The 25,673-nt window shown below is 72.6% G+C and carries 25 protein-coding genes; 12 read left to right on the forward strand and 13 right to left on the reverse strand.

Translation table 11 applies throughout. From position 1 onward, the window contains the following. Window positions 1–6: 6 nt before the first annotated feature. Both ACIQOU_RS03115 and glgX read left to right on the forward strand, forming a co-directional pair. Window positions 7–510, forward strand: coding sequence for a pep a2 (locus ACIQOU_RS03115; protein ID WP_401533370.1), 504 nt, complete (start codon window positions 7–9; stop codon window positions 508–510). Continuing rightward, complete coding sequence (glgX, locus tag ACIQOU_RS03120; RefSeq protein WP_401533372.1) at window positions 507–2,666, forward strand: glycogen debranching protein GlgX; 2,160 nt, start codon at window positions 507–509, stop codon at window positions 2,664–2,666. Before ACIQOU_RS03115 ends, glgX begins: the two co-directional genes overlap by 4 nt. On the opposite strand, the gene ACIQOU_RS03125 is transcribed toward glgX, so the two are convergent. After that, window positions 2,649–3,458 carry a VOC family protein gene (locus ACIQOU_RS03125; RefSeq protein WP_401533374.1) on the reverse strand — a complete coding sequence of 270 codons (810 nt, stop codon included), beginning with the start codon at window positions 3,456–3,458 and terminating at the stop codon, window positions 2,649–2,651. The genes glgX and ACIQOU_RS03125 overlap by 18 nt on opposite strands. Before the next feature lie 140 nt (window positions 3,459–3,598). Between ACIQOU_RS03125 and ACIQOU_RS03130 the strand changes: the two genes are divergently transcribed. Then, window positions 3,599–3,925 (forward strand): ANTAR domain-containing protein, encoded by a 327-nt coding sequence (locus ACIQOU_RS03130; RefSeq protein WP_401533630.1) that lies wholly within the window; start codon window positions 3,599–3,601, stop codon window positions 3,923–3,925. Between the two features lie 5 nt (window positions 3,926–3,930). Here the strand turns inward: ACIQOU_RS03130 and ACIQOU_RS03135 are convergent, their stop codons facing one another. Continuing rightward, window positions 3,931–4,776, reverse strand: a complete 846-nt coding sequence (locus ACIQOU_RS03135; protein WP_401533376.1) for a SigB/SigF/SigG family RNA polymerase sigma factor — start codon at window positions 4,774–4,776, stop codon at window positions 3,931–3,933. Window positions 4,777–5,074: 298 nt separating this feature from the next. On the opposite strand from ACIQOU_RS03135, the gene ACIQOU_RS03140 reads away from it, so the two are divergent. The 4 genes from ACIQOU_RS03140 to ACIQOU_RS03155 all read left to right on the forward strand — a co-directional run bounded on the left by ACIQOU_RS03140 (window position 5,075) and on the right by ACIQOU_RS03155 (window position 7,916). Next, the gene (locus ACIQOU_RS03140; RefSeq protein ID WP_401533378.1) at window positions 5,075–5,524 is read left to right on the forward strand and encodes a MarR family winged helix-turn-helix transcriptional regulator; all 450 of its coding nucleotides are present in this window, start codon (window positions 5,075–5,077) and stop codon (window positions 5,522–5,524) included. After that, window positions 5,524–6,384 (forward strand): ABC transporter ATP-binding protein, encoded by an 861-nt coding sequence (locus tag ACIQOU_RS03145; protein WP_401533380.1) that lies wholly within the window; start codon window positions 5,524–5,526, stop codon window positions 6,382–6,384. The genes ACIQOU_RS03140 and ACIQOU_RS03145 overlap by 1 nt, the downstream gene beginning before the upstream one ends. After that, the gene (locus tag ACIQOU_RS03150) at window positions 6,344–7,204 is read left to right on the forward strand and encodes an ABC transporter permease (RefSeq protein WP_401533382.1); all 861 of its coding nucleotides are present in this window, start codon (window positions 6,344–6,346) and stop codon (window positions 7,202–7,204) included. The genes ACIQOU_RS03145 and ACIQOU_RS03150 overlap by 41 nt, the downstream gene beginning before the upstream one ends. 190 nt (window positions 7,205–7,394) lie before the next feature. Continuing rightward, on the forward strand, window positions 7,395–7,916 hold the full coding sequence (locus tag ACIQOU_RS03155) for a hypothetical protein (protein ID WP_401533384.1): 522 nt from the start codon (window positions 7,395–7,397) through the stop codon (window positions 7,914–7,916). Window positions 7,917–7,943: 27 nt separating this feature from the next. Here the strand turns inward: ACIQOU_RS03155 and hemC are convergent, their stop codons facing one another. The 5 genes from hemC to ACIQOU_RS03180 form a co-directional block, all read right to left on the reverse strand. Beyond that, window positions 7,944–8,879 carry a hydroxymethylbilane synthase gene (hemC, locus tag ACIQOU_RS03160; protein WP_401533387.1) on the reverse strand — a complete coding sequence of 312 codons (936 nt, stop codon included), beginning with the start codon at window positions 8,877–8,879 and terminating at the stop codon, window positions 7,944–7,946. A gap of 177 nt (window positions 8,880–9,056) precedes the next feature. Beyond that, window positions 9,057–9,794, reverse strand: coding sequence for an NPP1 family protein (locus tag ACIQOU_RS03165; RefSeq protein WP_401533631.1), 738 nt, complete (start codon window positions 9,792–9,794; stop codon window positions 9,057–9,059). 254 nt (window positions 9,795–10,048) lie between these two features. Continuing rightward, window positions 10,049–10,861, reverse strand: coding sequence for an SAM-dependent methyltransferase (locus ACIQOU_RS03170; RefSeq protein WP_401533389.1), 813 nt, complete (start codon window positions 10,859–10,861; stop codon window positions 10,049–10,051). Window positions 10,862–10,902: 41 nt separating this feature from the next. Then, window positions 10,903–11,163 (reverse strand): DUF397 domain-containing protein, encoded by a 261-nt coding sequence (locus ACIQOU_RS03175; RefSeq protein ID WP_401533391.1) that lies wholly within the window; start codon window positions 11,161–11,163, stop codon window positions 10,903–10,905. Next, on the reverse strand, window positions 11,160–12,032 hold the full coding sequence (locus ACIQOU_RS03180) for a DUF5753 domain-containing protein (protein ID WP_401533393.1): 873 nt from the start codon (window positions 12,030–12,032) through the stop codon (window positions 11,160–11,162). Before ACIQOU_RS03180 ends, ACIQOU_RS03175 begins: the two co-directional genes overlap by 4 nt. Before the next feature lie 313 nt (window positions 12,033–12,345). Between ACIQOU_RS03180 and ACIQOU_RS03185 the strand changes: the two genes are divergently transcribed. After that, window positions 12,346–12,804 carry an ATP-binding protein gene (locus ACIQOU_RS03185; protein ID WP_401533395.1) on the forward strand — a complete coding sequence of 153 codons (459 nt, stop codon included), beginning with the start codon at window positions 12,346–12,348 and terminating at the stop codon, window positions 12,802–12,804. A gap of 16 nt (window positions 12,805–12,820) precedes the next feature. Here ACIQOU_RS03185 and ACIQOU_RS03190 read toward each other — a convergent pair whose 3' ends face one another. Next, entirely contained in the window at window positions 12,821–14,275 is a 1,455-nt protein-coding gene (locus ACIQOU_RS03190) for a PP2C family protein-serine/threonine phosphatase (protein ID WP_401533398.1), read from the reverse strand. 238 nt (window positions 14,276–14,513) lie between these two features. Here ACIQOU_RS03190 and ACIQOU_RS03195 point away from each other — a divergent pair, with 238 nt between their 5' ends. After that, the gene (locus ACIQOU_RS03195; RefSeq protein ID WP_401533400.1) at window positions 14,514–15,008 is read left to right on the forward strand and encodes a peptidylprolyl isomerase; all 495 of its coding nucleotides are present in this window, start codon (window positions 14,514–14,516) and stop codon (window positions 15,006–15,008) included. Window positions 15,009–15,270: 262 nt separating this feature from the next. After that, window positions 15,271–16,434 (forward strand): S1 family peptidase, encoded by a 1,164-nt coding sequence (locus tag ACIQOU_RS03200; RefSeq protein WP_401533401.1) that lies wholly within the window; start codon window positions 15,271–15,273, stop codon window positions 16,432–16,434. Between the two features lie 771 nt (window positions 16,435–17,205). Here the strand turns inward: ACIQOU_RS03200 and ACIQOU_RS03205 are convergent. Next, window positions 17,206–18,075, reverse strand: coding sequence for a helix-turn-helix transcriptional regulator (locus ACIQOU_RS03205; RefSeq protein ID WP_401533403.1), 870 nt, complete (start codon window positions 18,073–18,075; stop codon window positions 17,206–17,208). A gap of 71 nt (window positions 18,076–18,146) precedes the next feature. Between ACIQOU_RS03205 and ACIQOU_RS03210 the strand changes: the two genes are divergently transcribed. Beyond that, a complete protein-coding gene (locus ACIQOU_RS03210) occupies window positions 18,147–18,866 on the forward strand; it encodes an SDR family oxidoreductase (protein WP_401533405.1) in 720 nt (239 codons plus the stop codon). A gap of 20 nt (window positions 18,867–18,886) precedes the next feature. Here ACIQOU_RS03210 and ACIQOU_RS03215 read toward each other — a convergent pair whose 3' ends face one another. The 4 genes from ACIQOU_RS03215 to ACIQOU_RS03230 form a co-directional block, all read right to left on the reverse strand. Next, the gene (locus ACIQOU_RS03215; protein WP_401533406.1) at window positions 18,887–19,990 is read right to left on the reverse strand and encodes an ABC transporter substrate-binding protein; all 1,104 of its coding nucleotides are present in this window, start codon (window positions 19,988–19,990) and stop codon (window positions 18,887–18,889) included. Window positions 19,991–20,105: 115 nt separating this feature from the next. Further along, the gene (locus ACIQOU_RS03220) at window positions 20,106–21,179 is read right to left on the reverse strand and encodes a FecCD family ABC transporter permease (protein ID WP_401533407.1); all 1,074 of its coding nucleotides are present in this window, start codon (window positions 21,177–21,179) and stop codon (window positions 20,106–20,108) included. Next, window positions 21,176–22,246 carry a FecCD family ABC transporter permease gene (locus ACIQOU_RS03225; protein WP_401533409.1) on the reverse strand — a complete coding sequence of 357 codons (1,071 nt, stop codon included), beginning with the start codon at window positions 22,244–22,246 and terminating at the stop codon, window positions 21,176–21,178. The genes ACIQOU_RS03220 and ACIQOU_RS03225 overlap by 4 nt, the downstream gene beginning before the upstream one ends. A 424-nt stretch (window positions 22,247–22,670) precedes the next feature. Beyond that, window positions 22,671–23,480 carry a helix-turn-helix domain-containing protein gene (locus ACIQOU_RS03230; RefSeq protein WP_401533411.1) on the reverse strand — a complete coding sequence of 270 codons (810 nt, stop codon included), beginning with the start codon at window positions 23,478–23,480 and terminating at the stop codon, window positions 22,671–22,673. A gap of 122 nt (window positions 23,481–23,602) precedes the next feature. On the opposite strand from ACIQOU_RS03230, the gene ACIQOU_RS03235 reads away from it, so the two are divergent. After that, entirely contained in the window at window positions 23,603–25,564 is a 1,962-nt protein-coding gene (locus ACIQOU_RS03235) for an ABC transporter transmembrane domain-containing protein (RefSeq protein WP_401533412.1), read from the forward strand. The last annotated feature ends 109 nt before the right edge of the window (window positions 25,565–25,673 follow it).

Raw genomic sequence — 25,673 nt, forward strand, 5'->3', positions numbered from 1 at the left:
ACCACGATGAAGACCGCAGTCCCCTGCTACTACCACCTCGATGTGGAGGCCGGCCCCGAGCGGGCCGGACAGGTCGGCCGCATCCTGGCCGCGCATCTGCGCCTGTGGGACCTGGAGACACTGGTGCAGCCCGTCTGCCACGGCACCGAGCTGCTGTTGAAGGCCATCGACGAACACGCGGCCGACCGGCACACGTCCATCGAGATGTGGTGGAACGGCCAGCATCTGATCACGGCCGTCGGGGACGACGACCGCGACCTGCGCCCCGACGACGAACTGCGCGGCTGTCTGGAGCGCATCGCCGCCATGAGCGACGGGTGGGGCTGCTGCGCCACCGCGAACGGCGGCAAGGTCATCTGGTTCTCCCAGCGCGCCCGGGCCGGCGAACGCGTGCCCCGGGTGCCCAGAACACCGGTGCCCACCCTGCGCGAGGGGTGCCGACTCCCGGTGCCGGTCGCGTCGTTGGGCGTGGCCGACCGGGTGGACGTCGTGCTGGAGCCCACCGGGTGACCGCGTCACACCGCAGCAAGGCAGGGGTGCCCGTGTGGAGCGGGCACCCCTACCCGTTGGGCGCCGCCTTTGACGGCGAGGGCACCAACTTCGCGCTGTTCAGCGAGGTCGCCCAGGCCGTCGAGCTGATCCTCGTCGACGACGACGGCAGCGAGCGCCGGGTCCCGGTCACCGAGTCCGACGGCTTCGTCTGGCACTGCCGGCTGCCCGGCGTCGGACCGGGACAGCGCTACGGCTACCGGGTGCACGGGCCCTGGCAGCCGGAGCGCGGCCACCGCTGCAACCCGGCCAAGCTGCTCCTCGACCCGTACGCCACGGCCGTCGACGGGCAGGCCGACCACCATGCCTCCCTGTTCGAGCGCACGCCGGACGGCCCGTCCCCCGCCGACAGCGCCGGGCACACCCTGCTCGGCGTCGTCACCGACCCGTACTTCGACTGGGGCGCCGACCGCCCGCCCCGGCGCCCGTACGCCGAGACCGTCATCTACGAGGCCCATGTGCGCGGCCTCACCCGCACCCACCCCGACGTCCCCGAGGAACTCCGCGGCACCTACGCCGGGCTCGCCCACCCCGCCGTCACCGGCCACCTCACCGCCCTCGGCGTCACCGCCGTCGAGCTGATGCCGGTCCACCAGTACGCGCAGGACGGGGTGTTGCAGGGCCGGGGCCTGTCGAACTACTGGGGCTACAACACCATCGGCTTCTTCGCCCCGCACCACGCCTACGCCGCGCACGGCAGCCGGGGCGGGCAGGTCGCCGAGTTCAAGTCGATGGTGAAGGCGCTGCACGCGGCCGGGCTCGAAGTGATCCTCGACGTCGTCTACAACCACACCGCCGAGGGCAACGAGAAGGGGCCCACGCTCTCCTTCAGGGGCATCGACAACGCCTCCTACTACCGCCTGGTCGACGGGGACCCCGCGCACTACTACGACACCACCGGCACCGGCAACAGCCTGCTCATGCGCCATCCGCACGTCCTCCAGCTGATCATGGACTCGCTGCGCTACTGGGTCACCGAGATGCACGTCGACGGGTTCCGCTTCGACCTCGCGGCCACGCTGGCCCGGCAGTTGAACGAGGTGGACCGGCTCTCCGCGTTCTTCGACCTGATCCAGCAGGACCCGGTCATCAGCCGCGTCAAGCTCATCGCGGAACCCTGGGACCTCGGCGAGGGCGGCTACCAGGTCGGCAACTTCCCGCCGCTGTGGTCGGAGTGGAACGGCAAGTACCGCGACACCGTACGGGACTTCTGGCGCGCCACCGAGCACACCCTCGGCGACTTCGCCTCCCGGCTCACCGGCTCCTCCGACCTCTACCAGCGCAGCAGGCGCCGCCCCCGCGCCAGCGTCAACTTCGTGACCGCGCACGACGGTTTCACCCTGCGCGACCTCGTCTCCTACGACGACAAGCACAACAGGGCCAACGGCGAGGACGACCGGGACGGCGAGCGCGACAACCGTTCCTGGAACTGCGGCACCGAGGGCGACACCGACGACCCGGACATCCTCGCCCTGCGCGGCCGCCAGCAACGCAACCTGCTGGCCACCCTGTTGCTCTCCCAGGGCATCCCGATGCTCTGCCACGGCGACGAACTCGGCCGCACCCAGGGCGGCAACAACAACGCCTACTGCCAGGACAACGAGGTCTCCTGGATCGACTGGTCCGCCGCCGGTGACCACCGCGCCCTCACCGACTTCACCGCCCACCTGATCGGCCTGCGCGCCGCCCACCCCGTGCTGCGCCGCCGCCGTTACTTCCGCGGGGAGACCCCCACCCACGCCGGTCAGCCGCTGCCCGACCTGGTGTGGCTGGCGCCGGACGCCCGCGAGATGACCGAGGACGACTGGGAGCGCCCCGACGCGCACTCCGTCGGCGTCTTCCTCAACGGCGACGCCATCGCCGAACCCGATCCGCAGGGCCGGCCGGTCGTCGACGACTCGTTCCTGCTGCTGCTCAACAGCTACTGGGAACCGGTGGAGTTCACGTTGCCCGACGCCCGGTACGGGGAGCGCTGGACCACCCTCGTCGACACCGCCGAGGAACGGAACGCGCCGGACGAGAGCGAGCACAAGGCGGCCGGCACCCTCACCGTCGACGCCCGCAGCCTGGTCCTGCTGACCCGGCCCGCCCGTGGGGGCTCAGTGCGCGCGGTGTGAGGTCACCGTGAACTGGGCGCCGTCGGGGTCACGCAGCACGGCCTCGGCGTCGCCCTTCGACAGCACGCTCCCGCCGTTGCGCTCCGCGTCCCGCACACAGGCCGCGACGTCGGTGACGGCGAAGTGGACCTGCCAGTGCGGCCGGATGGTCGGATCGGGGGCCGCGCCCAGGGCTCCCGACTCGATGCGGGCCACGATGTCGCCGCCGCTGCGCAGCACGACCTCGCCGCCCTCGTAGTGGACCTCGCAGGAGCCGGGGCGGTCCGACGCCCACTCCAGCACCTCGCCGTAGAAGATGGCCGCGGCGAAGGCGTCCCGGGTGTGCAGCCGGATGAACGTGGGGGCCGCGCGGCGCCAGGTCTCCCAGCCGCCGACGAGTTCCCCCTCCCAGATCCCGAACGTCGCGCCGTCCCGGTCGGCGAGCAGCGCCGCCCGCCCGGGCGGGAAGGAGAGCGGCCCGACCGCCGTCGTCCCGCCGCGCTCCTGGGCCCGCGCCACCGACTGGTCCGCGCTCGTCACCGCGAAGTACGGCGTCCACGCCACCGCCATCTGCCACATGGCGGCGACCGCCGCGACCCCGGCCACCGGCGTGCCGTCCACCAGCGCCACCTGGAACCGCTCGCCGAGCGACACCGGCTGCCAGCGCCAGCCCAGCACCGCCGAGTAGAACGCCTGGGTGGTGTCCAGGTCGCGGCTGGTGAGGCTGACCCAGCAGGGCGCGCCGAAGACGGAGCGGGTGGAGACGACGTTCGCCTTGGCCCGGGGCGAGGGGCGGGTCGTGTCGTGGTTCATGGCAGTCCCGTCCTGATCTGGTCGGCCGGTGGCCACCGGCCTGCCACCAGTGTCCGGCCGAAAGCGCCGGGCGGCCCGTCGAGTGCCACCATGGACGCGTGCGCCGGCGCCCCGGCCGGCCGCACGGGGAGCACGGGGAGATGGTCATGCCCAGCGACGAGGCAGCGGACCGCATCGTCGAGCTGGAGGCGGAGGTCGGCCGGCTCCAGGCGGCCGTCGCCTCGCACGCCGTGGTCGACCAGGCGATCGGCATGGTCGTCGCGCTCGGCCGGGTCACGCCCGAACAGGGCTGGGACATTCTCCGGGAGATCTCCCAGCACACGAACATCAAAGTGCGCAGAGTCGCCGAGATGATCCTCGTCTGGGGGCGCAGCCGAGCGATGCCCCCGGAGATCGGCGCGGAACTGGAAAGGGCCCTGGAGCGCCACGGGCCCCCGCAGATCCCGGGTTCCGCCCCCGAACGCTGACGCGCTCAGCGGGCCCGGGTGAGCACGTCCTCGCGGGTGGCCGTCTCCTCGCGGGTGGCCGTCTCCTCGGGGGTGAGGACCTCCTCGCGCAGCTGGGCGCAGCAGCGGGTGAGCAGCCGCGACACATGCATCTGCGAGACCCCGAGCCGGTCGGCGATGCCCTGTTGCGTCATGCCGTGGAAGAAGCGCAGGTAGAGGATGGTCTGCTCGCGTTCGGGCAGCCGGTGCAGACACGGCATGACGGTCACCCGGTCGACGACGACGTCGTAGCCCGGGTCGGGGCCGCCGAGGCCGTCGCCGAGCCGGAAACCGTCGGAGCCGGTCACCTCCGCGTCCAGCGACAGCGCGGAGAAACAGTCCAGCGCCTCCATGCCGGTACGCACCTCGCTCTCGGTGAGCTGCGCCCACGCGGCGATCTCGGCGACGGTGGGGGAGCGCCCCGGTGTCGTCTGCGCCAGTTCCTTGGTGGCCCGGCGGACCCGGTTGCGCAGGTCCTGGACGCGGCGGGGGACGTGCAGGGTCCAGAGGTGGTCGCGGAAGTGCCGTTTGATCTCGCCGGTGACGGTCGGCACCGCGTACGCCTCGAAGGCGTGGCCGCGCACCGGGTCGTAGCCGTCGACGGCCTTCACCAGACCGAGGGCGGCGACCTGGCAGAGGTCCTCGTACGCCTCGCCCCGGCCCCGGAACCGGCCCGCGATCCGCTCGGCCATGGGCAGCCAGGCCCGCACCAGCTCGTCGCGCAGGGCGGTGCGCTGCGGCCCCTGGGGGAGCGCCGCGAGCCGTTCGAAGGCGGCGGCGGTGTCGGGGGCGTCGTCGTGGGGATGGGGTTTCGCTCTGCCGGTGGTACGCATCGCGCACCTCCCTCGGCCGGTGCCGGGTGGACGGTCACCGCAGGAGACGAGGCGCGGACCGGCGGGCGACGCCCGGAGCCGCGCATCGGCTCCCACGGACGTGCCTCCGGTCCGAAGCACTAAAGGAACAATTCCCTCGAAATGCGGGCACAAAACAATTCCCGGAATGTGATGACGGGTGGTGATGAATCGATTGCCGATTGTTGCTCAATGCATTTCCGCCGGAAAGGAACGGCTCTCGACCGGCTTGACCAAACCTTGGGGTCGTTACCTCTGCTAAAGAGTTAATCTGACATACGTGGAACCTGAAACCTTCCCGGACGAGCTGATCGACGCCCTCATGGGTGTCCAACGGCTCCTGCGCCGACGCCTGCGCCCCCAGGTGGCGCCCCGACTGCGCGGCGCCGAGATCGAATTGCTGCGCCTGGTCGTGGCCCGGCCCGGCATCGGCATCTCGGACGCCGCGAAGGACATGCACCTGGCGGGCAACTCGGTCTCCACGCTCGTCAACCAGCTCTCCCGGCAGGGCTACCTGAGCCGCGAGACCGACCCCGCCGACCGGCGGGCCGCACGACTGCTGCCCACCCCCGCCGCCGAGGCCCGGCTCACCGAATGGCGCGGGCGCCGCACCGCACTGGTGCGCGGCACCGTGTCCCGGCTCGACGAGAGCGACCGGGAGGCGCTGCGCGCGGCCATCCCGGCCCTGCGGCACCTGGCCGACCAACTGCGCGAGGAGACGGAGGACTGATGACACGGGACACCCCCGACGGCCCGGCCGAGGCCGTCAGCTGCACCGGCCTGGTGTACGCCTTCGGCGACACCAGGGCGGTGGACGGACTCGACCTGTCCGTCGCACCGGGCGAGGTCTTCGGACTGCTCGGCCCGAACGGCGCCGGCAAGACCACCGCCATCCGCTGCATCACCACCCTCCTGCCGGTCCCGACCGGCATGGTCCGGGTCTTCGGCCACGACGCCGCCCGCGACCGCATGGCCGTACGCCGCCTGCTCGGCTACGTCCCGCAGCAACTGTCCGCCGACGCCGGACTCACCGGCCGGGAGAACGTCGCCCTGTTCGCCCGCGTCTTCGACGTCGCCCGCCGCGAACGCGGCCCCCGCGTCGACCAGGCCCTCAGCGCCGTCGGCCTCACCGACGCCGCCGAACGCCTCGCCAGTACCTACTCCGGCGGCATGATCCGCCGCCTCGAACTCGCGCAGGCCCTGGTCAGCGCGCCCCGGCTGCTGATCCTCGACGAGCCGACCATCGGCCTCGACCCGATCGCCCGCACCGACGTGTGGGAGCACATCAACGTCGTCCGCGAGGTCACCGGCATGACTGTGCTGGTCACCACCCACTACATGGACGAGGCCGACCAGTACTGCGACCGGGTGGGCCTCATGCACCGCGGCCGTATCCGCGCCCTCGGCACCCCGGCCCAGCTCAGGGAGGGGCTCGGGGAACGCCGCCGCGCCGAAGGCGGCCCGGCCTCGGCCCCGCTGCCCACGCTGGAGGACGTCTTCCGGGACATCGCAGGACACGGTCTCGACGACAGGCAAGGAGGGTTCCGCGATGTCCGAAGCACCCGTCGCACCGCAGGACGTGTCGGCTGACCGCGCCACCGCGAGCGGCATCGGCCTGCTCGTCCGCCCACCCCAACCCCGGTCCGGCTGGCGGCTGATCCCCGCCCGCGTGATCGCGATGTGCGCCGTCGAACTACAGAAGCTCAGCCACGACCGCACCGAGCTGTACACCCGCGCGGTGCAGCCCGCGCTCTGGCTGCTGATCTTCGGTCAGACGTTCACCCACATCAAGGCGATCCCCACCGGCGGCATCCCCTACATCGACTACCTCGCGCCCGGCATCATCGCCCAGTCCGCGATGTTCATCGCCATCTTCTACGGCATCCAGATCATCTGGGAGCGCGACGCCGGCATCCTCAACAAGCTGCTGGTGACGCCGACTCCACGGGCCGCGCTCATCACCGGCAAGTCCTTCGCGGCCGGCGTGAAGTCGCTGATCCAGGCCGTCGTCGTCATCGTCATCGCGGCCCTGCTCGGGGTGGCGCTCACCTGGAACCCGCTGCGGCTGCTCGGCGTCGCCGCGATCGTGGTCCTCGGCTCGGTCTTCTTCTCCTGCCTGTCGATGACCATCGCCGGGATCGTCCTGAGCCGCGACCGGCTGATGGGATTCGGACAGGCCATCACCATGCCGCTGTTCTTCGCCTCCAACGCCCTGTACCCGGTCTCCGTGATGCCCGGCTGGATTCAGGCGGTCAGCAAGGTCAACCCGCTCAGCTACGAAGTGGACGCCCTGCGCGGCCTGCTGCTGGGCACCCCCTCCCATCTGCCGCTGGACTTCGGCATCCTGCTGGTGGCCGGCGCCGTCGGCATCACCGCCGCCTCCTCGCTGCTGGGCCGACTGGCCCGCTGATCATGGCCGGTGACGTGATGTGCGGCACGCGCGCCCACCCGCGCCCGGCGCCCATGGGCCGATTCCCGCTGGGCACGGCTTGATCACCGATCAACCGGCCGGAACCGGCAGGCCACAGCGCATTCCGCTCATTTGACAGTGCGCGCGGACCCCGGATAGGAAGCACTCTCCGGGGTCGAGAGGGTGCGTTGTGTACGAGCCGAACGTGGTCGGGGACTGGCAGGAGTACGACGAGCAGGACGGTCTGCGGGTCCGGGTGCACCGCCTGGAGACCGCCGAGCCGCCGCGCGGCCGGGACGACGCGGCGGCCGGGCTGACCTACTTCAGCCTCCGTGTGACCGTCGAGAACCGCTCCCTGGAGAGCGTCGGCATCCACCTGGAGGACGGCCAGATCGACGTCCGGGTCGGCCCCGACGGCGAGTCCGCGTTCCTGGACTGGCGCAATTCCCAGTTCATCGAGGGCTTCGACGTCTATCCGCTGCGCCGCGCGACGGCCGTGCTCTACGCGGCGGCACCCGAGGACAGCCTCGGCCAGATCGCCGTGCAGATCCATGTCCGCGTCGACGAGGAGTGGGTCGGACGGCGGCTGTGGGCGGGCGGCATCGGTCTGCGGGAGCACCCGGCGGGCCCCCACCCGGGCGCCGACCGGGACGAACTCACCTGCCAGATCAGCACCTTCCTGCGCGACCAGGCCGAGGAGGGCACCGCCTGACCCCTGTGCCCCGCCCGGCCGCCGGCCTCAGTGCGGGATGCCGTCGATCAGCTCGCGGGCACCCTGACGCAGCAGCGCCACCGCCACCGACGTGCCGAGCGTGGCCGGGTCGAGGCGTCCCGCCCACTCGTGGGCGTTCAGCCGGGTCTTGCCGTCGGCGGTGAACACGCAGGCCCGCAGCGAGAGTTCGCCGGAGTGGTCGACGCGCGCGTACCCGGCGATGGGGCTGTTGCAGTGGCCTTGCAGGACGTGCAGGAACATCCGCTCGGCGGTGGCCTCCCGGTAGGTGTCCGGGTCGCCGAGGCCGCTGACCGCGTCGATCAGGTCGCTGTCGCCCTCGCGGCACTGGAGCGCCAGGATGCCCGCGCCGATCGGCGGCATCATCGTCTCCGGCTCCAGCACCTCGGTGATGACGTCCTCGCGGCCGATGCGTTCCAGACCGGCCGCCGCGAGCAGCAGCGCGTCCGCCTCGCCCGCCGCGAGCTTCGCGAGCCGCCGGTTGGCGTTGCCCCGGAACGGCACGCACTCCAGATGCGGGTGGCTGGCGGCGAGTTGGGCGACCCGGCGCACCGACGAGGTGCCGACGCGGGTACCGGCGGGCAGCTCGTCGAGGGTGAGGCCGCCGGGGTGGATCAGCGCGTCCCGGATGTCGTCACGCCGGAGGAACGCGGCGAACGTCGTCCCGGCGGGCAGCGGACGGTCGGCGGGCACGTCCTTGACGCAGTGCACGGCGAGGTCGGCCGCCCCGGCGAGCAGCGCGGCGTCCACCTCCTTGGTGAACGCCCCCTTGCCCTCCACCAGGGACAGGTCGCCCAGCCACTTGTCACCGGTGGTCTTCACCGGCACCACCTCGGTGCGTACCGAGGGGTGAAGGACCGCCAACTCGGCGCGGACTCGCTCCACTTGGGCGAGCGCCATGGGCGAGTCGCGGGAGACGATGCGGATCAGTTCGGGCACGGACATGCGGACACGATAGTGCGTTCCCGGGGGCTTCCCGGGCCACGGTGGTCCGTTCAGGGGCCCCTGCGTCCCGATCGTGAGCAGGATCGCACCCGGCACACCCGTCACCGGTGCCCGGACGGCACACCGCCCGCCCGCTCACCGGGGAGCGGACGGGCGGTACGAGGATGTGCCGTGGCGTCAGGCGTTCGGGTCGAACGGTATGCCGGACGGCAGTGCCTTGGTGAGGTGGGCGGCGAAATTCGCGTCCTTCAGACCGAAGTTGGCGCTGCCGAAGTCGTACGCGGAGAGCTTGTCGCGCAGGCCCGCGGGGTAGCCGTTCCAGCCGACCAGCGGCGGGTACTGCCAGGTGCCCTTGGCGTTCTCCGGCGGCTCGTCGCCCGCGTTGGCCAGCCGGAAGCAGTGGGTGCTGATGCCGTCCTTGTGGTACACGATCTTCGCGTGGGTGCCGTCGAAACGGACCTCGGACGCCGCGTGCACGGTGAACGAACCGTGGTTGGACGTCGACACGTACTGGACCTGGCCGTTCTGCACCCACACCACGACGTGCTCCCAGTCGTGGCGGTGCCCGCCGAGGCTGCTGCCCGCGACGGCCTGGTCCTTCTCGAAGTACAGGCCGTACATGTACGCGCACCAGCCGTTGTTGCACAGGGAGCGCGAGTAGGTGTTGGTGTTGTCGAGGTCGGAGGCGTCGTGGCAGTCGCCGTTGAGGGCACCGGTCGGGTTCAGACCACCGTTGACCGTGCCGTCGGCGCCGATCGCGACGGAGGAGTAGCAGCCGTCGGTGTCGTAGTCGAAGGCCGGCTGGTAAGTGAACTCGGCGGCCTCGGCGTTGGCGGGCAGCGCGGTGGGCGGCGCTGCCATCGCGACTCCGGGGACGGCGACGACGAGCGTCGCGGCGCCGACCAGTCCGGTCAGCCATCTCCTGCGGTGGGTCGTGGTCTTCGGTGACGTCACTGCGTCCTCCGGCACTGGGGGGTGGGGAGTTCAGGATTCCGGATCTTTCCGGCCAGGCCAAGAGTCCGCAGGTTTCCCACCGGTGAACCATCGCCCAACAACCCGTCACCAACCGGCCGATTCCCGCCCGGAGCGGTCGCCACCTCGCAAGAGTAAAAGGGGACGCGCCCACGGACCGTCGGGCCCCTGGGCGCTGTCCGCGTCCTGCGACGGACTCAGGGCTTGATGCCCACGCCCGTCCACAGGCTGACCTCGGCGTGCGAGAACTCCGGGGTGATGTCGGGGCGCCAGCGGTGGCCCACGGTCACCCCCGGCTCCAGCAGATCGAGGCCGTCGAAGAACCGGGCGACCGCGTCGTGGGAGCGGAACTGCACCGGCGTTCCGGCCGTGTGGTAGATGTCCGTGACCTTCTGCCAGGTCTCCGGATCGAAGTCGGGCGTGCAGTGGCTCAGGGCCAGCGCACTGCCCGAGGGGAGCTTCTCCAGCAGCCGGGCGACGATCGCGTACGGCTGCTGCGCGTCGGTCACGAAGTGCATCAGCGCGTTCAGGGACAGCGCCACCGGTTGGCTCAGGTCCAGGACCCGCGCCAGCTCGGGGGATTCCACCAGCGCCGTGGCGTCGTTGATGTCGGCCTCGATGTACGTCGTGCGCCCCTGCGGCGTGCTGCGCATCAGCCGCTCGGCGTACTTGAGGACCAGCGGGTCGTTGTCCGCGTAGACCACCCGGGCCTCCGGCACGACCGACTGGGCGACCTGGTGGAGGTTGGGCTCGGTGGGTATCCCGGTGCCGATGTCCAGCCACTGGCGGATGCCGTGGTCCCTGGCCAGCACCCGGGTCGCGCGGTGCATGAACGCGCGGTTCTCGCGGGCGCAGGTGAAGATGCCCGGGTAGACCTCCGCGACCGCCTCCGCCGCCCGCTTGTCGACGTCGAAATGGTCCTTGCCGCCGAGGTAGTAGTCGTACATGCGCGCGGAGTGCGGCTTGCTGGTGTCGATGTCCCGAGTCCGAGCTGCGTGGGGCGTGCTCATCCTGTGCCTCTCACTGGTGTTTCTGCCGGGGGGGGGGCTGCTCAGCCGACCGTCAGATGGTCGGCCATGCCGTTCTTGACGCCCTGGACGAACGCCCGCATCTCCTCGACGGTGTAGATGAGGGCGGGGCCCGCGGGGTGGGTGGACTGGCGGACGGCGACCCGGCCGTCGGCGAGCCGCTTGGTCTCCACGCACTGGCCTCCGTTGGGGCCGCTCCAGGGCCGCTCCCAGCCCTGCTCGCCCAGGTCCAGCGCGGGCATTCCGTTGTACACGGCGTCGGGGGTGCCGTCGATGCTGGTCATGAGTACTCCTTACGCATGTGCTCAAGGAGGGCCCTGCTGTCCGCGGACGAGGTCAGCAGCGACATCCGGTTGTGCGCCTCCAGATGGGACACGACGTCGGAACGCTGGTCCAGATACATGGAGGCGGACAGGATCTCGCTGTACACGATGTCCGGCAGCTCGGGTTCCTCGAACCGGAAATAGGTGAACGGAGCGCACGCACCGACGTGCGCCCCCGCGGAGAACGGAATGACGTCGACGCTGACGTGGTCCATCTCCGAGACTTCCAGCAGCCGGTCGATCTGCTCCCGCATCACCTCGGCACTGCCGACGACGCGGTGCAGCACGGCCTCTTCCATCACCACCCACAGCGTGGGGCAGTCCGCTCGCTCCAACAGGCTCTGGCGGCGCAGCCGCAGGCCGATCCGGCGGCGCAGCTCCTCCTCGTCCTCGTTGGGGAAGCCGCCGCGCAGCACACCCCGGGCGTATCCCGGGGTCTGGAGCAGGCCGGTCACATAGTGCGGCTCATAGGTGCGCAGGGTCTTCGCGCTGGTCTCCAGGCTGACGTACGCGGAGAACCAGGACGGCAGCACATCGCGGTAGTCGTACCACCAGCCGGGTTCGTTGGCCTTGTCGGCGAGGGCGACGAACTCGTCGATCTCCTGCTGGTCGGCCCCGTAGGTCGCCAGCAGCTTCTCCACATAGAGCGGTTTGAGGGCGACCTCCGCCTTCTCCAGACGGCGGACGGTCAGGGTGGTCACCCGCAGGGCCGCCGCGGCCTCTTCCAACGTGGCGCCCGCGTGCTGTCGTCGCTCCTGCAACCGTCGCCCGAGGATCATCCGCAGAACGGTCGGGGCACCGGTGCCGGCGCCCGAACGAGCCTCGCTCACGCCAAAACCTCCTGAGAGACAGTCACCACCACCAGTCTGACAGCGACTTGATGATGTGGCCAGAGCGAACATAGCTCCGTGAAATTATCAGGGAGTCGGTTGCAGATTGAACTGCCGTACCACCATGATGGATTGCGTGAGCGATCAGACCGACCACCCCTGTCGCCCCGGCAGCCTCAGCCCCACCGTGCGAGGTTGGCGAGCACCGGTGTTCGGCGGTACGTGCGACGCGCGCACACCCCTTCTCGCGCGGGACCGGCCTCCCTTTCCCCTGTCGCCCGCTCCGACCGTCCACGACCGGAAGGCGAACTCCGTGTCCCCCCACACGACGTCCTCGTCCTCGCTGCTGGTGACCGACGGCTCCGCCCGTGCCCACTGGCTCGAACTCCCGGCCCGCCGCGACAGCGTCAGAGCCGCCCGGCACGGTGTGCATGAACGTATCTCCGCCTGGGGGCTGCCGGACCCGCTGTGCGACGACGCCGTCCTGCTGGTCTCCGAGATGGTCACCAACGCGGTGCTGCACACGATCAGCGGCCGGATGCTGTGCGGGGTGCGCCTGCTGACCGAGAACTGTCTGCGCATCGAGGTCCACGACTACGACTACCGGCACGACTGCGCCACCGTCGGCCGCGACCGGCCCCTGCCGGGGGTCGACGACGAGACCGGCCGGGGCCTGCTCATCGTGGAGCAACTCGCCTGTGCGTGGGGGGTCGAGCGATCGGTCCGCACCCCGGGCAACGCCGTCTGGGCGACCCTGCGCGCCTCCGCCTGACCACGCGAGGGAACGTTCAGCCCGGCGTCAGCTCGACCAGCAGCAGCGTCCGGTCGTCGGCGGCCGCCGGGGCGTGCGGCGAGGAGAGCAACTCCCGGCACAGGGACGGCAGCCAGGTGTCGTCGGTGGTACGCGGAATCCGCTCGACGGCCGTGTCCAGGGCCCGCGCGAGCCGGGTGATGCCCTGCTCGATGTCGCGCTGCCGGGACTCGACGAGCCCGTCCGTGTAGAGCCCGAGCAGTAACGGCTCCTCCACCTGGACGACCGTGACCTCGTGGCCGCCGGTGCCGAGCCCGAGGGGCAGCCCCGCGCCGGTCAGCACGACCGGGGCGGTGGGCCCGAGGAGCGGGCGCAGCAGCGGCGGCGGATGACCGGCGCCGACCAGCGTGCACACCTGGCGCCCCGGGTCCCACTCCGCGTACATGCAGGTGGCCAGGGCCGCGCCGGGGAGGGTGGCGGCGAGCGCGTCGAGGCGGCGCATCAGATCGACGGGGGCCAGGTCGAGCTGGGCGAGGGTGCGCACGGCGGTGCTCAGCTGGATCATGGCGACGGCCGCCTCGGGCCCGTGCCCCACCGCGTCCCCGACGATCAGACCGACGCGCCCGTCCGGCCGTTCCAGCGCGTCGAACCAGTCGCCGCCCACCAGATTGCCGTTGCCCGACGGCAGGTAGCCGTGTGCGAACCGGCAGCCCTTGAAGGTGCGGTCGGTTCCGGACGGCAGGCTGTTGCGCAGGGCGCGCGCGGTGCGCCGTTCCCGCTCGTAACGGCGGGCGTTGTCCAGCGCCACGCAGGCCCGCGCCGCCAGCCGCTCGACCGCGACGGCGTCGCCCGGCCCGAACACCGGGCGCTCGGGACCCCGGGTGCAGGCGACGAACCCCACCGCCACGTCCCGCAGGCGCAACGGCACGATCAGGAAGGACGCCGAGCGCAGCAGCTCCTGGATGCGGGGGTCCTGCGGCCCCGACGCGCTCAGCCGCGCGAAGGTGTGCGGGTCCAGGCAGTCCAGGCGCTGGGTGCGGCGCTCGGCGAGGGCCCGCGCGTGCGGGGACTCGCGGGGGAAGGATTCCACCCGGTCGAGCGGCAGCAGCCGTTCCCAGTCCTGGAGGTCCTGCGCGCCCACCCGCAGGGCCAGCCGGCGCGCCTCGACCTGCGGCGGGTCGGCTTCGGCGTAGGCGTTCTCGTCCAGCAGCCAGCGCTCCAGGAGGTACACGGAGGCGGCGTCGCAGAAGGAAGGGGAGAGCGCGTGCACGACATGGCTGCCGGTGAGATGCAGGTCCAGCTCGGAGCCGATGACATCGGCGGCCGGGGAGAACAACGAGCGGCGGCGCGCGGGGGTGGGGGAGGCGACGCCGTCGGGTCGTTCGAGCGGTTCGTGGGGCAGGGCCGTGCCTTTCCGGGTGGGGCCGGGCGCGGGCGCGGGCAGGAGGTCGTCCGGGCGCGCCGTGCGAGCAACTATATGATGAGACGTCAAGTGCGCCGGGGCTGGAGAGAGTTGCGATACGGAAGAGGTTTCCGGGCACGGGACGGGCCTGCCGGGGCGGATGCGCGAGGCCGTTCGGGCGGCCGGCCCGGAGCGCCGGGCGGTCCCGGGCGGCGGTGATCCGGTGGCCTCGGCGCGCGGCCCGTGGATATACCCCTTGGGGGTATATGGGCGGACTTCTGGACCCTCCCGGTCGGTCGCGGGGGACGGAAGTGTAAGGATGGTCCGTATGAGTAACGTCTACTTCGACATCAATATCAACGGCGAAGCCGCCGGCCGCATCGTCTTCACCCTCTTCGACGAGGTCGTGCCCAAGACGGCGCAGAACTTCCGCGAGCTGGCCACCGGCCAGCACGGCTTCGGCTACGCCGGTTCGCCCTTCCACCGGGTCATCCCCGACTTCATGCTCCAGGGCGGCGACTTCACCAACGGCAACGGCACCGGCGGCAAGAGCATCTACGGCGAGAAGTTCGCCGACGAGAACTTCAAGCTGAGCCACGACCGCCCGTTCCTGCTGTCGATGGCCAACGCCGGCCCGAACACCAACGGCTCGCAGTTCTTCATCACCACCGTCGTCACCTCGTGGCTGGACGGCAAGCACGTCGTCTTCGGCGAGGTCGTCGAGGGCTCGGAGCTGGTGAAGAAGATAGAGGCGCTCGGCTCCCGCTCGGGCTCCACCGCCGCCAAGATCGAGGTCGCGGCCTCCGGCGTCGTCGGCGCGTAGTTCCGGGGCCCCGGCCCTGACGCAGGACCCGGCCCCGGCCGACCGGACAGGTCGGCCGGGGCCGTTCGCGTTCCTCCGGGCGTTCCTCCGCCAGGGGGCGGGAAGAAGGTACGGACCATGTCCGTGATTGGCATGGACCTGACGGCCTGGGCTGGCTAGGCTCGGCCCCGCTGCCGCATGAGAGCGCTCTCACAGCTCGGCTGTCCCATCCGCCTGCTCCGGTTCCGCCCCCCTCACCCCTGGAACGACGAAGGGCACCCCCATGAGACGCATGAGACTGAAGCACGTCGGCCTGGCCGCCCTCCTGGTGCTCGGCACCTTCGGCGCGGCCGGCACCCTGCCCGCGTCGGCCAGCGCGGCCGATGCCACCACCGCCTCCGGCGCACCCGCCTCCGACGGCCTCCTGACCGCGATGCAGAAACAGTTCGGCCTGACGAAGGCCGAGGCCGTCGAGCGCCTCGAAGCCGAGCGGACGGCGATGAAGACCGCCCCGAAGGCGCAGCGAGCGGCCGGCAGCGCCTACGCGGGTTCCTGGTTCGACGCGTCCACGGGCCGCCTCACGGTGGCCGTCACCGAGAACGCGTCGGCGACGTCCCGGGCGGCCGTCGAGGCCTCCGGCGCCGACCTGCGCACGGTCCGGCGCAGCGCCCGCAGCCTCGACGCCGCCAAGACCCGCATCGACCGCCTCGACGCCCCCGCCGCCGTGGCCGGCTGGCACGTCGACCCCCGGGCCAACACCGTGGTCGTGACGGTGGTCGAGGCGAAGGCGGCCGACCACGATGTCCGGCGCTTCCTCGCCGAGGCCCGCGCAACCGGCCCGGTCACCGTCGAGACGGTCGCCGCCGCGCCGAGCACCTTCGCCGCGGGCACGGTCGGCGGTGACCCCTACTACACGGGCAACGTCCGCTGTTCCATCGGCTTCTCGGTGCACGGCGGCTTCGTCACGGCCGGGCACTGCGGGCAGGCGGGCGCCGGGGTGAGCGGCTGGGACGGCTCCTTCATCGGCACCTTCCAGGGCTCCTCGTTCCCCGGTGACGACTACGCGTGGGTGAGCGTGGGCAGCGGCTGGTGGACCGTGCCGGTCGTGCTCGGCTGGGGCACCGTCTCCGACCAGCTCGTGCGCGGCTCGAACGTGGCGCCGGTCGGCTCCTCGATCTGCCGCTCCGGGTCCACCTCGCACTGGCACTGCGGCACGGTCCTCGCCCTGAACGAGACCGTCAACTACAGCCAGGGCGCGGTGTACCAGATGACCAAGACGAACGTCTGCGCCGAACCCGGCGACTCCGGCGGCTCGTTCCTCTCCGGCGACCAGGCCCAGGGCGTCACCTCGGGCGGCTGGGGCAACTGCGCCAGCGGCGGCGAGACCTGGTTCCAGCCGATCAACGAGATCCTCAACCGCTACGGGCTGACCCTCCACACGGCCTGAGCGAACGGGCCCGCCGTACCGGACGCGTCCGGCGGGGTGGGGTGCACGGCGAGAGCGCGCCGGCCCCCACCCCGCCCGGACGCGACACGACCCCGCGTCTTGGGGCCGGGCCACCCTGGCGGCGTGAACAGGCCGACCCCGGACCGGAGTTCGAGGGCGTCGGCCTGAACGCCCTTGAGTCCGCGGCCGGGTGTGCTGTTTAGGCGTCGGGGCGGAACAGGGCTCCCGCACCCGGCGGACGGAAGAGCGCGTCGAACGTCGTTACGGTGGGGCCTTGTTGGTCGGGCGCGGGCGGGATCGGCCTGTGGGTGCCGGGGTTTCGCGTGCCCCGGTCGCCAGCTCGCGTGGCGTCCGTGCCGATGCGGAGCCCGCGTTGGCGGTGAACAGGTCGACGTCGGAGCAGAGTTCGGCGGCGTGGTCCTGAACGCCCCTGAATCCGGGCCGAGTTCGCCGTGCAGGTGCCTGGGTGGAGCGGGGTTCCCGTGCCCGGTGGGCAGATGGGTGCGTCGGGCGTCGTTACGGTGGGGCCCTGTTGGTCGGGCATGGGTGGGATCGGCCTGTGGGTGCCGGGGTTTTGCGTGCCCCGGTCGCCAGCTCGCGTGGCGTCCGTGCCGATGCGGAGCCCGTGTTGGCGGTGAACCGGTTGACACTAAAACGGTGTTCGGCGGCGTTGGCCTGAACGCCCCTGAGTCCGCGCCGAAGTCGCCGGGCATGTGTCCGGGTGGAGCGGGGCTCCCGTATCCGGTGGACAGAGGGGCGCGTCGAACGTCGTTATCGTGGCGCCCTGTTGGCCTTGGGCGGGCGGGATTGGTCGGCGGGTGTCGGGGTTTTGCTTGCCTCGGTTGCCAACTTCCTTAGTGTTTCTGCCGATGTGGAGTTCGCGGCGGCGGTGATCAGGACGACCTCGTGGTCGTCCTCGGGGACGAGGAGGACGTCGCAGTTCAGGTGTAGTCGGCCGGCTGTGGGGTGGTCGAGGGTCTTGGTGCGGTGGCCGGGGGCGTGGACCGGGTGGGACTCCCCGATGCGGCGGAACTCCGCGCTGCCGGAGCGCAGTTCGGTGAGCAGCGCGGCGAGGTGGGGATCGTGCGGATAGCGCTGCGCCGAGCGGCGCAGCCGGGCCACCACGAGGTGCCCGAACTCCTCGGCCGACGAACTCCCGTACGCCCGGCCCCCGTCGAGGAACCGGCGGCGGGCCAGGTTGGTCGACGCGGGGCCGTCGTCGTGGCCGAGCAGCGCGCGGGCCAGGGGGGTGCGGGCCACGACGTCGTAGGACGCGTCCGTGACGATCGCGGCGGTCTCCGGGAGGCGGTCCAGCATCGCCGCCACGTGCGGGCGGACCCGGCGGACCGCTGCGGTGCCGGGCGGCGCGTCCGTCCAGGCCAGGCGGAACAGATGGCTGCGCTCGGGCGGGGTGAGACGCCGGGCGTGGGCGAGGCCGTCCAGGATGCGCGGCGAGGGACGGGGACCGCGGGCCTGTTCGAGGCGCGTGTAGGAGTCGACCGACAGATGCGCCAGCTCCGCGATCTCCTCGCGGCGCAGACCCGGGGTGCGGCGCGGGGTGTCCTCCGGAAGGCCGTACTGCCGGGGCCGTAGCTCCGCGCGGCGCTCCCGCAGGAAACGGGCCAGTTCGGTGCGGGCCATCGGCGTCACCACCCCTGCCTGGTACAGGTCGTCCCTGGCGGGCCGGGCGGCGCCGGGAGACCGTGGACGGTGTGACCAACGATCGCACAGCACTCGTCACCGGTGCCAACAAGGGCATCGGACTGCACATCGCCCGGCTGCTCGCCGCAGAGGGCTTCACCGTCCACGTCGGAGCGCGGGACCCGGAGCGCGGGGAGCGGGCCGTGGCCCAGCTCGGAGACCGGGCCCGCCTCCTCGTCCTCGACGTCACCGACCCCGACAGCGTCGCCCGGGCCGCCGCCCAGGTGGACCACCTCGACGTCCTGGTCAACAACGCCGGCATCTCCCCGTCGGTCGCCCCGCCCGCCGAGGCCGACGTCGACGACTTCCGCCGCACCTACGAGACGAACGTCTTCGCGGTCCTGGAGGTGACCAACGCCTTCCTGCCCGCCCTGCGTCGCTCACCGCACCCGCGCGTCGTCAACGTCTCCAGCGGCACGGCGTCGCTGACCTGGAGCACCGGGCCCAACCCGCAGTTCGCGCCGGGCAGCGGCGCACTCGCCGCCTACCGGTCGTCGAAGGCCGCGCTCAACGCCCTCACCGTGTTCTACGGACTGTCCCTCGCCGAGGAGGGCTTCAAGGTGAACGCCCTCGCCCCCGGCCTGCGGGCCACCGACCTCAACGCACGGGCGGCCGCGGCCGGGGGCGATCCGGCCGAGGGCGCGGCAGGCGCCGTTCGCCTGGCTCTGTTGCCGGACGACGGGCCGACCGGTGCCTTCTTCTCCTGGGACGGCACGCCCGTGCCCTGGTGAGCACGGGCTCCGGGGTGTGATCAGGCGCGGGGACCCACGCCCGGCCTCGCGGCGTGGACGTGGGTGGCGAGGCCGTCGAGGAGGACGCTGAAGTTCGCCCAGCTGTAGGCGTACCAGGACGCGAGCTTCGGCTGCCAGACCTGACCGGCGCGGACCGCGGGCGTCCGCTTCCACAGCGGGTTGGTCGGCAGCGGGGACGCGACGGCCCACACCAGCAGGTCGGCCGGGATGGACGGGACGTTCTCCCAGCTCACCGCCTGGCTGTAGGTGTGGGCGGAGCCGCCGGGCACCTGCACCAGGCGCATTCCGAGGGCGTCCACGGTCCGCAGCACGCCCCAGGTCTTGGCGTTCATGACACCGACGGTGTTCTTGTCGATGTCGAAGACGAAACCGACCCGCAGGTCGGGGTTGGCGGCGACGGCCTTCTTGAGCGCGCCGCTCGCCCGCTCGTAACCCGCCTTCGCGGCGGTGTCGGTGAGGTCGGTGCCGATGGAACGGGTCAGACGGTCGGCGGTCCGCGCGATCTCCTCGATCGGCCGGTACATGCTCAGCCCCACCACCGGGGCGATCTTGCCGATCGCGGCGAGCCGGGAGGAGACCTGGAGGGTTCCGTCCGGCTGGAGCGCGTCGATCAGCAGGTCCGGCCGGGCCTGCGCGAGCGCCTCCAACTCCACGCCCTGGTCCGCCGAGTAGATCTTCGCGACCCCGTCCCACGTCAGGCCGACGGCCGTGACGATGCCCTGCCCCGAGTCGGTCGCGGCGACCGGCCGCAGCCCGGCCGCCCACAGCGCGGCGCCCACGGTGTCGGTGAGGACCGCGATCCGCCGGGGCCGCTTCGCCAACCGGACGGTCTTGCCCCGGTCGTCGGTGAAGGACCACGCGCCGCTGCCGCTCGCCCCGCCGGCCGCCGCCGAGCCGCCGGAACCGCACGCGGCGAGCCCGGCCGTGGCGGCGAGCGCGCCCCCACCCGCGAGCAGCCCACGCCGACTCGGCTGCCAGCGCGACGGTCCAACCCTTCCCCCGCCCCGCACTTCGGAGGGGCGGGGGAGCGCGAGACGCGGAAGGCCCGGGTGCGGGAGGGCGGCACGTAGGCAGTCGGGGCGTAGGAGGGTGGGGCTTGTCATGGTTGGTCCTTGAGGTTCACCCGGGAGGGGGAGGAGACAGGGGGAAACGGCGTTCTGATGCCGGGGAGTCGCGTGGTGGACGCGGATGGACGTTCCCGTGCGACCCCGGCCGGGGTCATGAGGTGCCCGACCTGCGGCGGGCGACCAGCAACCGGCACAGGTACAGGCCGCCGAGGACGCCCGTCATCGCGCCGACCGGCAACTCCGTGGACGGCAGCACCCGTTGGGCGGCGAAATCGCTCGCCGACAGCAGCAGGGCGCCCATGAAACCGGCGGGCACCACCAGCGCGCCGGGGGAGCGGACCAGCCGACGGCACAGTTGTGGGGCGGCCAGCGCGACGAACGTGATCGGGCCGACGGCGGCCGTGGACGCGGCGGCCAGGGCGGTCGCGGCCAGCGCCAGGATCACCCGGGTCCGCCCCACCGGCACGCCCAGACCCCGCGCCGTGTCCTCCCCCAGCTCCAGCCAGCCCAGCGCCCGCGCCGCCCACACCGTCACCGGCGTGAGGACGGCCAGGGCCAGCGCGAGCGGCGTGACCACGGACCAGGTCACGGAGTTGAGGCTGCCGATCAGCCACAGCTGCGCGTCCTGCGCCTCGTAGAGACTCGCCCGGGTCAGCAGGTACGCGGTGAGGGACGTCACCATCGCGCTGACCCCGATCCCGACCAGCACGACGCGGTACCCGAGGGCCCGGCCGCGACCGGCGGCGAGGGCGCCCACGAGCAGCGCCGTGACCAGACCGCCCGCCAGCGCCGCGACGGCGACAGCGGACGCGCCGCCGTGCAGGACGACGATCTCGACGACGGCCCCGGTCGCGGCCCCGCTGGTGAAGCCGATGATGTCCGGGCTGCCCAGCGGATTGCCCGACAGGCTCTGGAACACCGCCCCGCTCATGCCCAGCGCGCCCCCGGCCAGCACCCCGCACAGCAGCCGGGGCAGCCGCAGGTCAAGGACGATGAAGTCCTCGGCGCCGGTGCCCTGTCCGAGCAGGGTGGCCAGCACCCGGGGCAACGGGAGACGGAACGCGCCGGTGGTGAGGGCGAGCGCGCCGAGCGCCAGACAGCAGGCGGCGAGCAAGAGACAGACGGTCAGGGTGCGCGGCCGCCAGCGCACGGACAGACGTTCGCCGCGCAGGCGCAGGACGCGCCCTGGCACCGTGGCGGGCGGGGTGGCGGTGGGGACGTTCACAGTTCGGCGATCCTGCGGCGGCGGACGAGGGCGATGAAGACGGGGGCTCCGGCGAACGCGGTCACGATCCCCGCCTGGATCTCCCCCGGCCGGCCCACGACCCGCCCGAGGAGATCCGAACCGAGCAGCAGACTCGGCCCGAGCAGCAGCGAGTACGGCAGCAGCCAGCGGTGATCGGGCCCGGTGACCGCCCGCGCCAGATGCGGAACGGCCAGACCGACGAAGGCGATCGGACCGACGGCCGCCGTCGCCGCCCCGCACAGCAGGGTCACGGCGAGGGCGCCGAGCAGCCGGGTGCGGGCGACGTGGTCACCGAGGGCGCGGGCGGTGTCGTCGCCGAGCGCGAGGGCGTTCAGCGAACCGGACAGACCGAGGGCGAGCAGCGCACCGGCCGCGAGGAACGGCAGGACCTGCCAGAACACGGTGAGCGGCACCCCGGCCAGCGAGCCGACCGCCCAGAACCGGAACTGGTCGAACACATCCGCCCGCAGCAACGTCACCACCGAGATCAGCGCGCTCAGCACGGCACTGACCGCGGTACCGGCCAACGCCATCCGCACCGGCGGCGGTCCCGTACGACCCCGCGCGCCGAGCACGTGCACGGCAGCGGCGGCGGCCCCGGCACCCAGCAGCGCGGACCAGACGTACGTCGACGTACCGGCGCCGTGCCACAGGGCGAGGGTGACGACCACGGCCGTCGAGGCGCCCATGTTGACGCCGAGCAGGCCCGGGTCGGCGAGCGGATTGCGGGTCAGCGCCTGCATCAGCACCCCGGCCGCCGAGAGGGCCGCGCCGACCGCGATGCCGAGCAGGGTGCGCGGCAGCCGCAGGTCCAGGACGACCGACGCGTCGACGGAATCGCTGCCGTGCAGCAGCGCGTGGACGACGTCGGCGGGCGGGATCTGCTTGGCGCCGATGGCCACGCTCAGGACGGCGAGCAGCAGCAACAGCCCACCGGCGGCGAACAGTCCGGCCAGCCGCAGGGCCGTCGCGCCGCGCCGGGCGGGCGGGGGCGGGGCGGTGCGCCCGCCCGTCACCTCGGGCGCGCTCACGCTGGGGGTGGTCATCGTGCTCCTCGACGACGTGGACGACGTGGTGGATACCGACGTGGGTATCGACGCGGATACCGACGCGGACATCGACGCAAGGAACCGATGAACTGGTGCAGCGATACAGCGATACAGCGATACAGCGATACAGCGGTGCAGTGGTGGGGTGATGCGGTGGTGGATCAGTGCGGCGGTGGAGTAGGGCAGCGATGAAGCGGCGGTCAATAAGCTAAGCCTTGCCTAAGTAGATTAGGGAGATGTGGGCGGGGCTGGCAAGCCGCTGGATCGCCATGTCATGTCGTCAAACCGCCAGGCGGGCCCGGAGAGCGGGCTGTCGGGGCGCGGGCGGCGGGTCGGGGGCGGGTCGGGGGCGGGCTGTCTGGTCGCGGGTCGGGTGCGGGCTGTCGGGCCGCAGGTCAGGGGCGGGCTGTCGGGTTGCAGGTCAGGGCGTGCGGACCGGGCCGTTCCGCACCTGGGTCCCGCCCGTGCCGTTCCTCGCCTCCGGCACGCCCCCGCCATTCCGCGCGTCGGCGAAATAGGCGGCCGGGGTGTGGCCGGTGACCCGCCGGAACGCGGCCACGAACGCGCTCGGCGTCGCATAACCGACCCGCTCCGCGACCCGCCCGACCGGCTCGCCCTCCGCGAGATGCACCAGCGCCGCCTGGAGCCGCGCGTGCACCCGCCACCGGTTGAACGTCATCCCCGTCTCCGCCAGGAACAGCCGCAGCAGCGTCCGCGCACTGGAACCGATCGCGTGCGCGAAGTCGTCCAGGCCGCGCGGGTCGGCCGGTTCGTCCAGCAGCAGCCCCGCCACCTCCCGCGCCCGCGCGTCCACCGGCAACGGCAACTCGAACACCGCGCCGTCCGCCGGGCGCAACACCTCCACCAGGACGGCCTCCGCGTGCACCCGCGCCGCGGGGCTCGGTTCGCTCGCCAGATACTCGATCAGATGGCGGGCCAGCGGCGGCACGGCCAGCACGGTCGGCGCCGTCCAGGTGAACGGGCAGCCCGCCGGATCGAGATACAGCCCCTGGAGCACCGTCTCCCGCAACGCGGCCGTGGTGTGCCCGAGGCCCCCCGGAATCCACAGCGCCAGATGCGGCGGCAGCACCCAGCAGCGGTCCGCTATGCCGACCATCACCACCCCGGAACTGGCCCAGGCGAGCTGATGCTCGTCGTGCACGTGATGACCGAAGGACTGCCCCCTGAACATCTCGAACCGCGCGAAATCAATGGAGTTGTCCTGCGTCATACGTGCTGGCCCCGGCCTCGTTGGCCCCGCGCTCCGCCCCTGCGGACACGTGGCTGATGTGCGACATACGGTGGCGCACTACGCTGTTTACGCCACTTGTGGGCCAACCCTAACGTGGCGAGGTGACCGCGCCATCGCTGACCGGCCCCCCGACCGGCCCCTCCCTGCCGACACCCTCCCCGACGCCCCGCGCGCTGCTGTGGGAGGCGTTGCGCACCAGGCGCCGGGACCTGACCCTCGCCTCCCTGTTCTTCAGCAGCCACCAGCTCGGCGAGGCACTGGTGCCGGTCATCGTCGGCGCCGCCGTCGGCAACGCCGTCCAGAACGGCACTCCACACCAACTCGCGGGCTGGCTCGGTCTGTTGGCCGCCGACTTCCTGCTCCTCTCGCTGTCGTTCCGGTTCGGTGCCCGCGCCGCCAAACGCGCCGCCCAGCACACCGAGCACCTCGCCCGGGGCCGGCTGACAGCGGCGGTGCTGCGGCCGACCGGCGGGGTCAGGATGCTGCCCGGCGAACTGCTCAGCCGCGCCGCCGGTGACGCCGCCCGCGTCGGCGTCTTCGCCCGCACGGTCGCCTCGACCGTCGCCGCCGTGGTCGTTCTGCTCGCCTCGACGCTGCTGCTCGTGCGGATCTCACCGCCGCTGGGCGCGCTGGTCGTGGCGGGCACGGCCGGGTTGCTCGCCGCGCAGCACCGCCTCTCCGCCACCCTGCGCCGCACCAGCACCACCGAGCAGGCCCGCCAGGCCGACGCCGCCGCCCTCGCCGAGGACCTCGTCCGCGGCCTGCGCGTCCTGAAGGGCATCGGCGCCGCCCGCGCGGTCGCCGCCGACTACGCCCGCGTCAGCCAGGACGCCGTCCGGGCCGCCCGCCGCGCCGCCTCCGCCGAGGCCGCGCTGCTCTCCCTGGGCACGGCCTTCACCGGCCTCTACCTCACCGCCGTCGCCCTCACCGGCGGCTGGCTCGCCCTCGACGGCCACCTGAACCTGGGCGAGTTCATCGCCGCCCTGGGCCTCGCCCAGTTCGTGATCGGCCCGATGCGCGTGGTGGCCGCAGCCCGAGCGGGCCACGCCCGAGCCATCGCCTCCACGACCCGCATCCACGAGGTACTCAACACACCGCCCGCGGTGCCGGATGCCGGGACGCGGGGCGAGGCGACGAGGGCGGCTGCGGGGGACGGGGGAGCGGCGGACCGGACGGCTGGGGGAGCACCGGGCGCGATGGAGGGGGGTCCGGCCGGAGCCGGAGGGGGAGCACCGGGTGCGGTGGAGGGTGACGTGGCCGCCGGGGGAGTCGCGAGGGTGGTCGGGGGCGGTGCGGTTGTCGGGGGAACGGCGGCTGCGGCGGTCGGCGCTGAACTCGCCGGGGGGATCGGGGTCGAGCCCTGGAGCGGGCTGGAGTTCCGGGGGGTTCCGTTGCCCGGCGGGGCTGTTCTGGACGCCCGGGTGCCGGGTGGGTCCATGACGGGGCTGGTGTGTGACGGGCCCGCCGCCGCGGAGGCCGTGACGGCGTTGCTGGCCCGGGAGTTCGACCCGGCCGAGGGCCGCGTGCTGCTCGACGGCGTCGATCTCGCCGCGTTCCCGCTGGACGCGCTGCGGGCGACCGCCCTGGTCTGCCCGCACGAACCCGCGCTGCTGCCCGGCACCCTCGGCGACAACCTCGGCGCCCTGTCCGACGGCGCCGACGCCACCGCCGAGGGCGCGCGTGCCGCCCTCGCCGACCAGGTCGTCGACGCGACACCGCACGGCACGGACACCTCGGTCGGTGACCGGGGTGAGACCCTCTCCGGCGGGCAGCGCCAACGCGTCGCCCTGGCCCGCGCCCTCGCCGCCCGCTCGACGATCCTCGTCCTGCACGACCCCACCACCGCCGTCGACGCGGCCACGGAACACACCATCGCCGCCCGGGTACGCCGGGCCAGGGCGGACCTGACGACCCTGGTCATCACCAACAGCCCTGCCTGGCTGGCCCGTTGCACGCAGATCGTCCACGCGCACGGGGAGGGCGGCTCGGCCCGCTGCGACACCGGCACCCATGCGGCCCTGCTGGCGACGAGCGCGGCTTACCGACGGACGGTGACACGGTGACGGGGTCGGGTGGGCCGGTGGCCGGGTGGGGCCGTGGTGGGCGGCCGTGGTGGGCGGTGCGGTGGCGCGGGTCGCGTGTCGACGGGGGCGGTCGCCTTCGGTTCGGTGG

It is taken from the genome of Streptomyces sp. NPDC091279 (assembly GCF_044757465.1).
GTDB lineage: Bacteria > Actinomycetota > Actinomycetes > Streptomycetales > Streptomycetaceae > Streptomyces.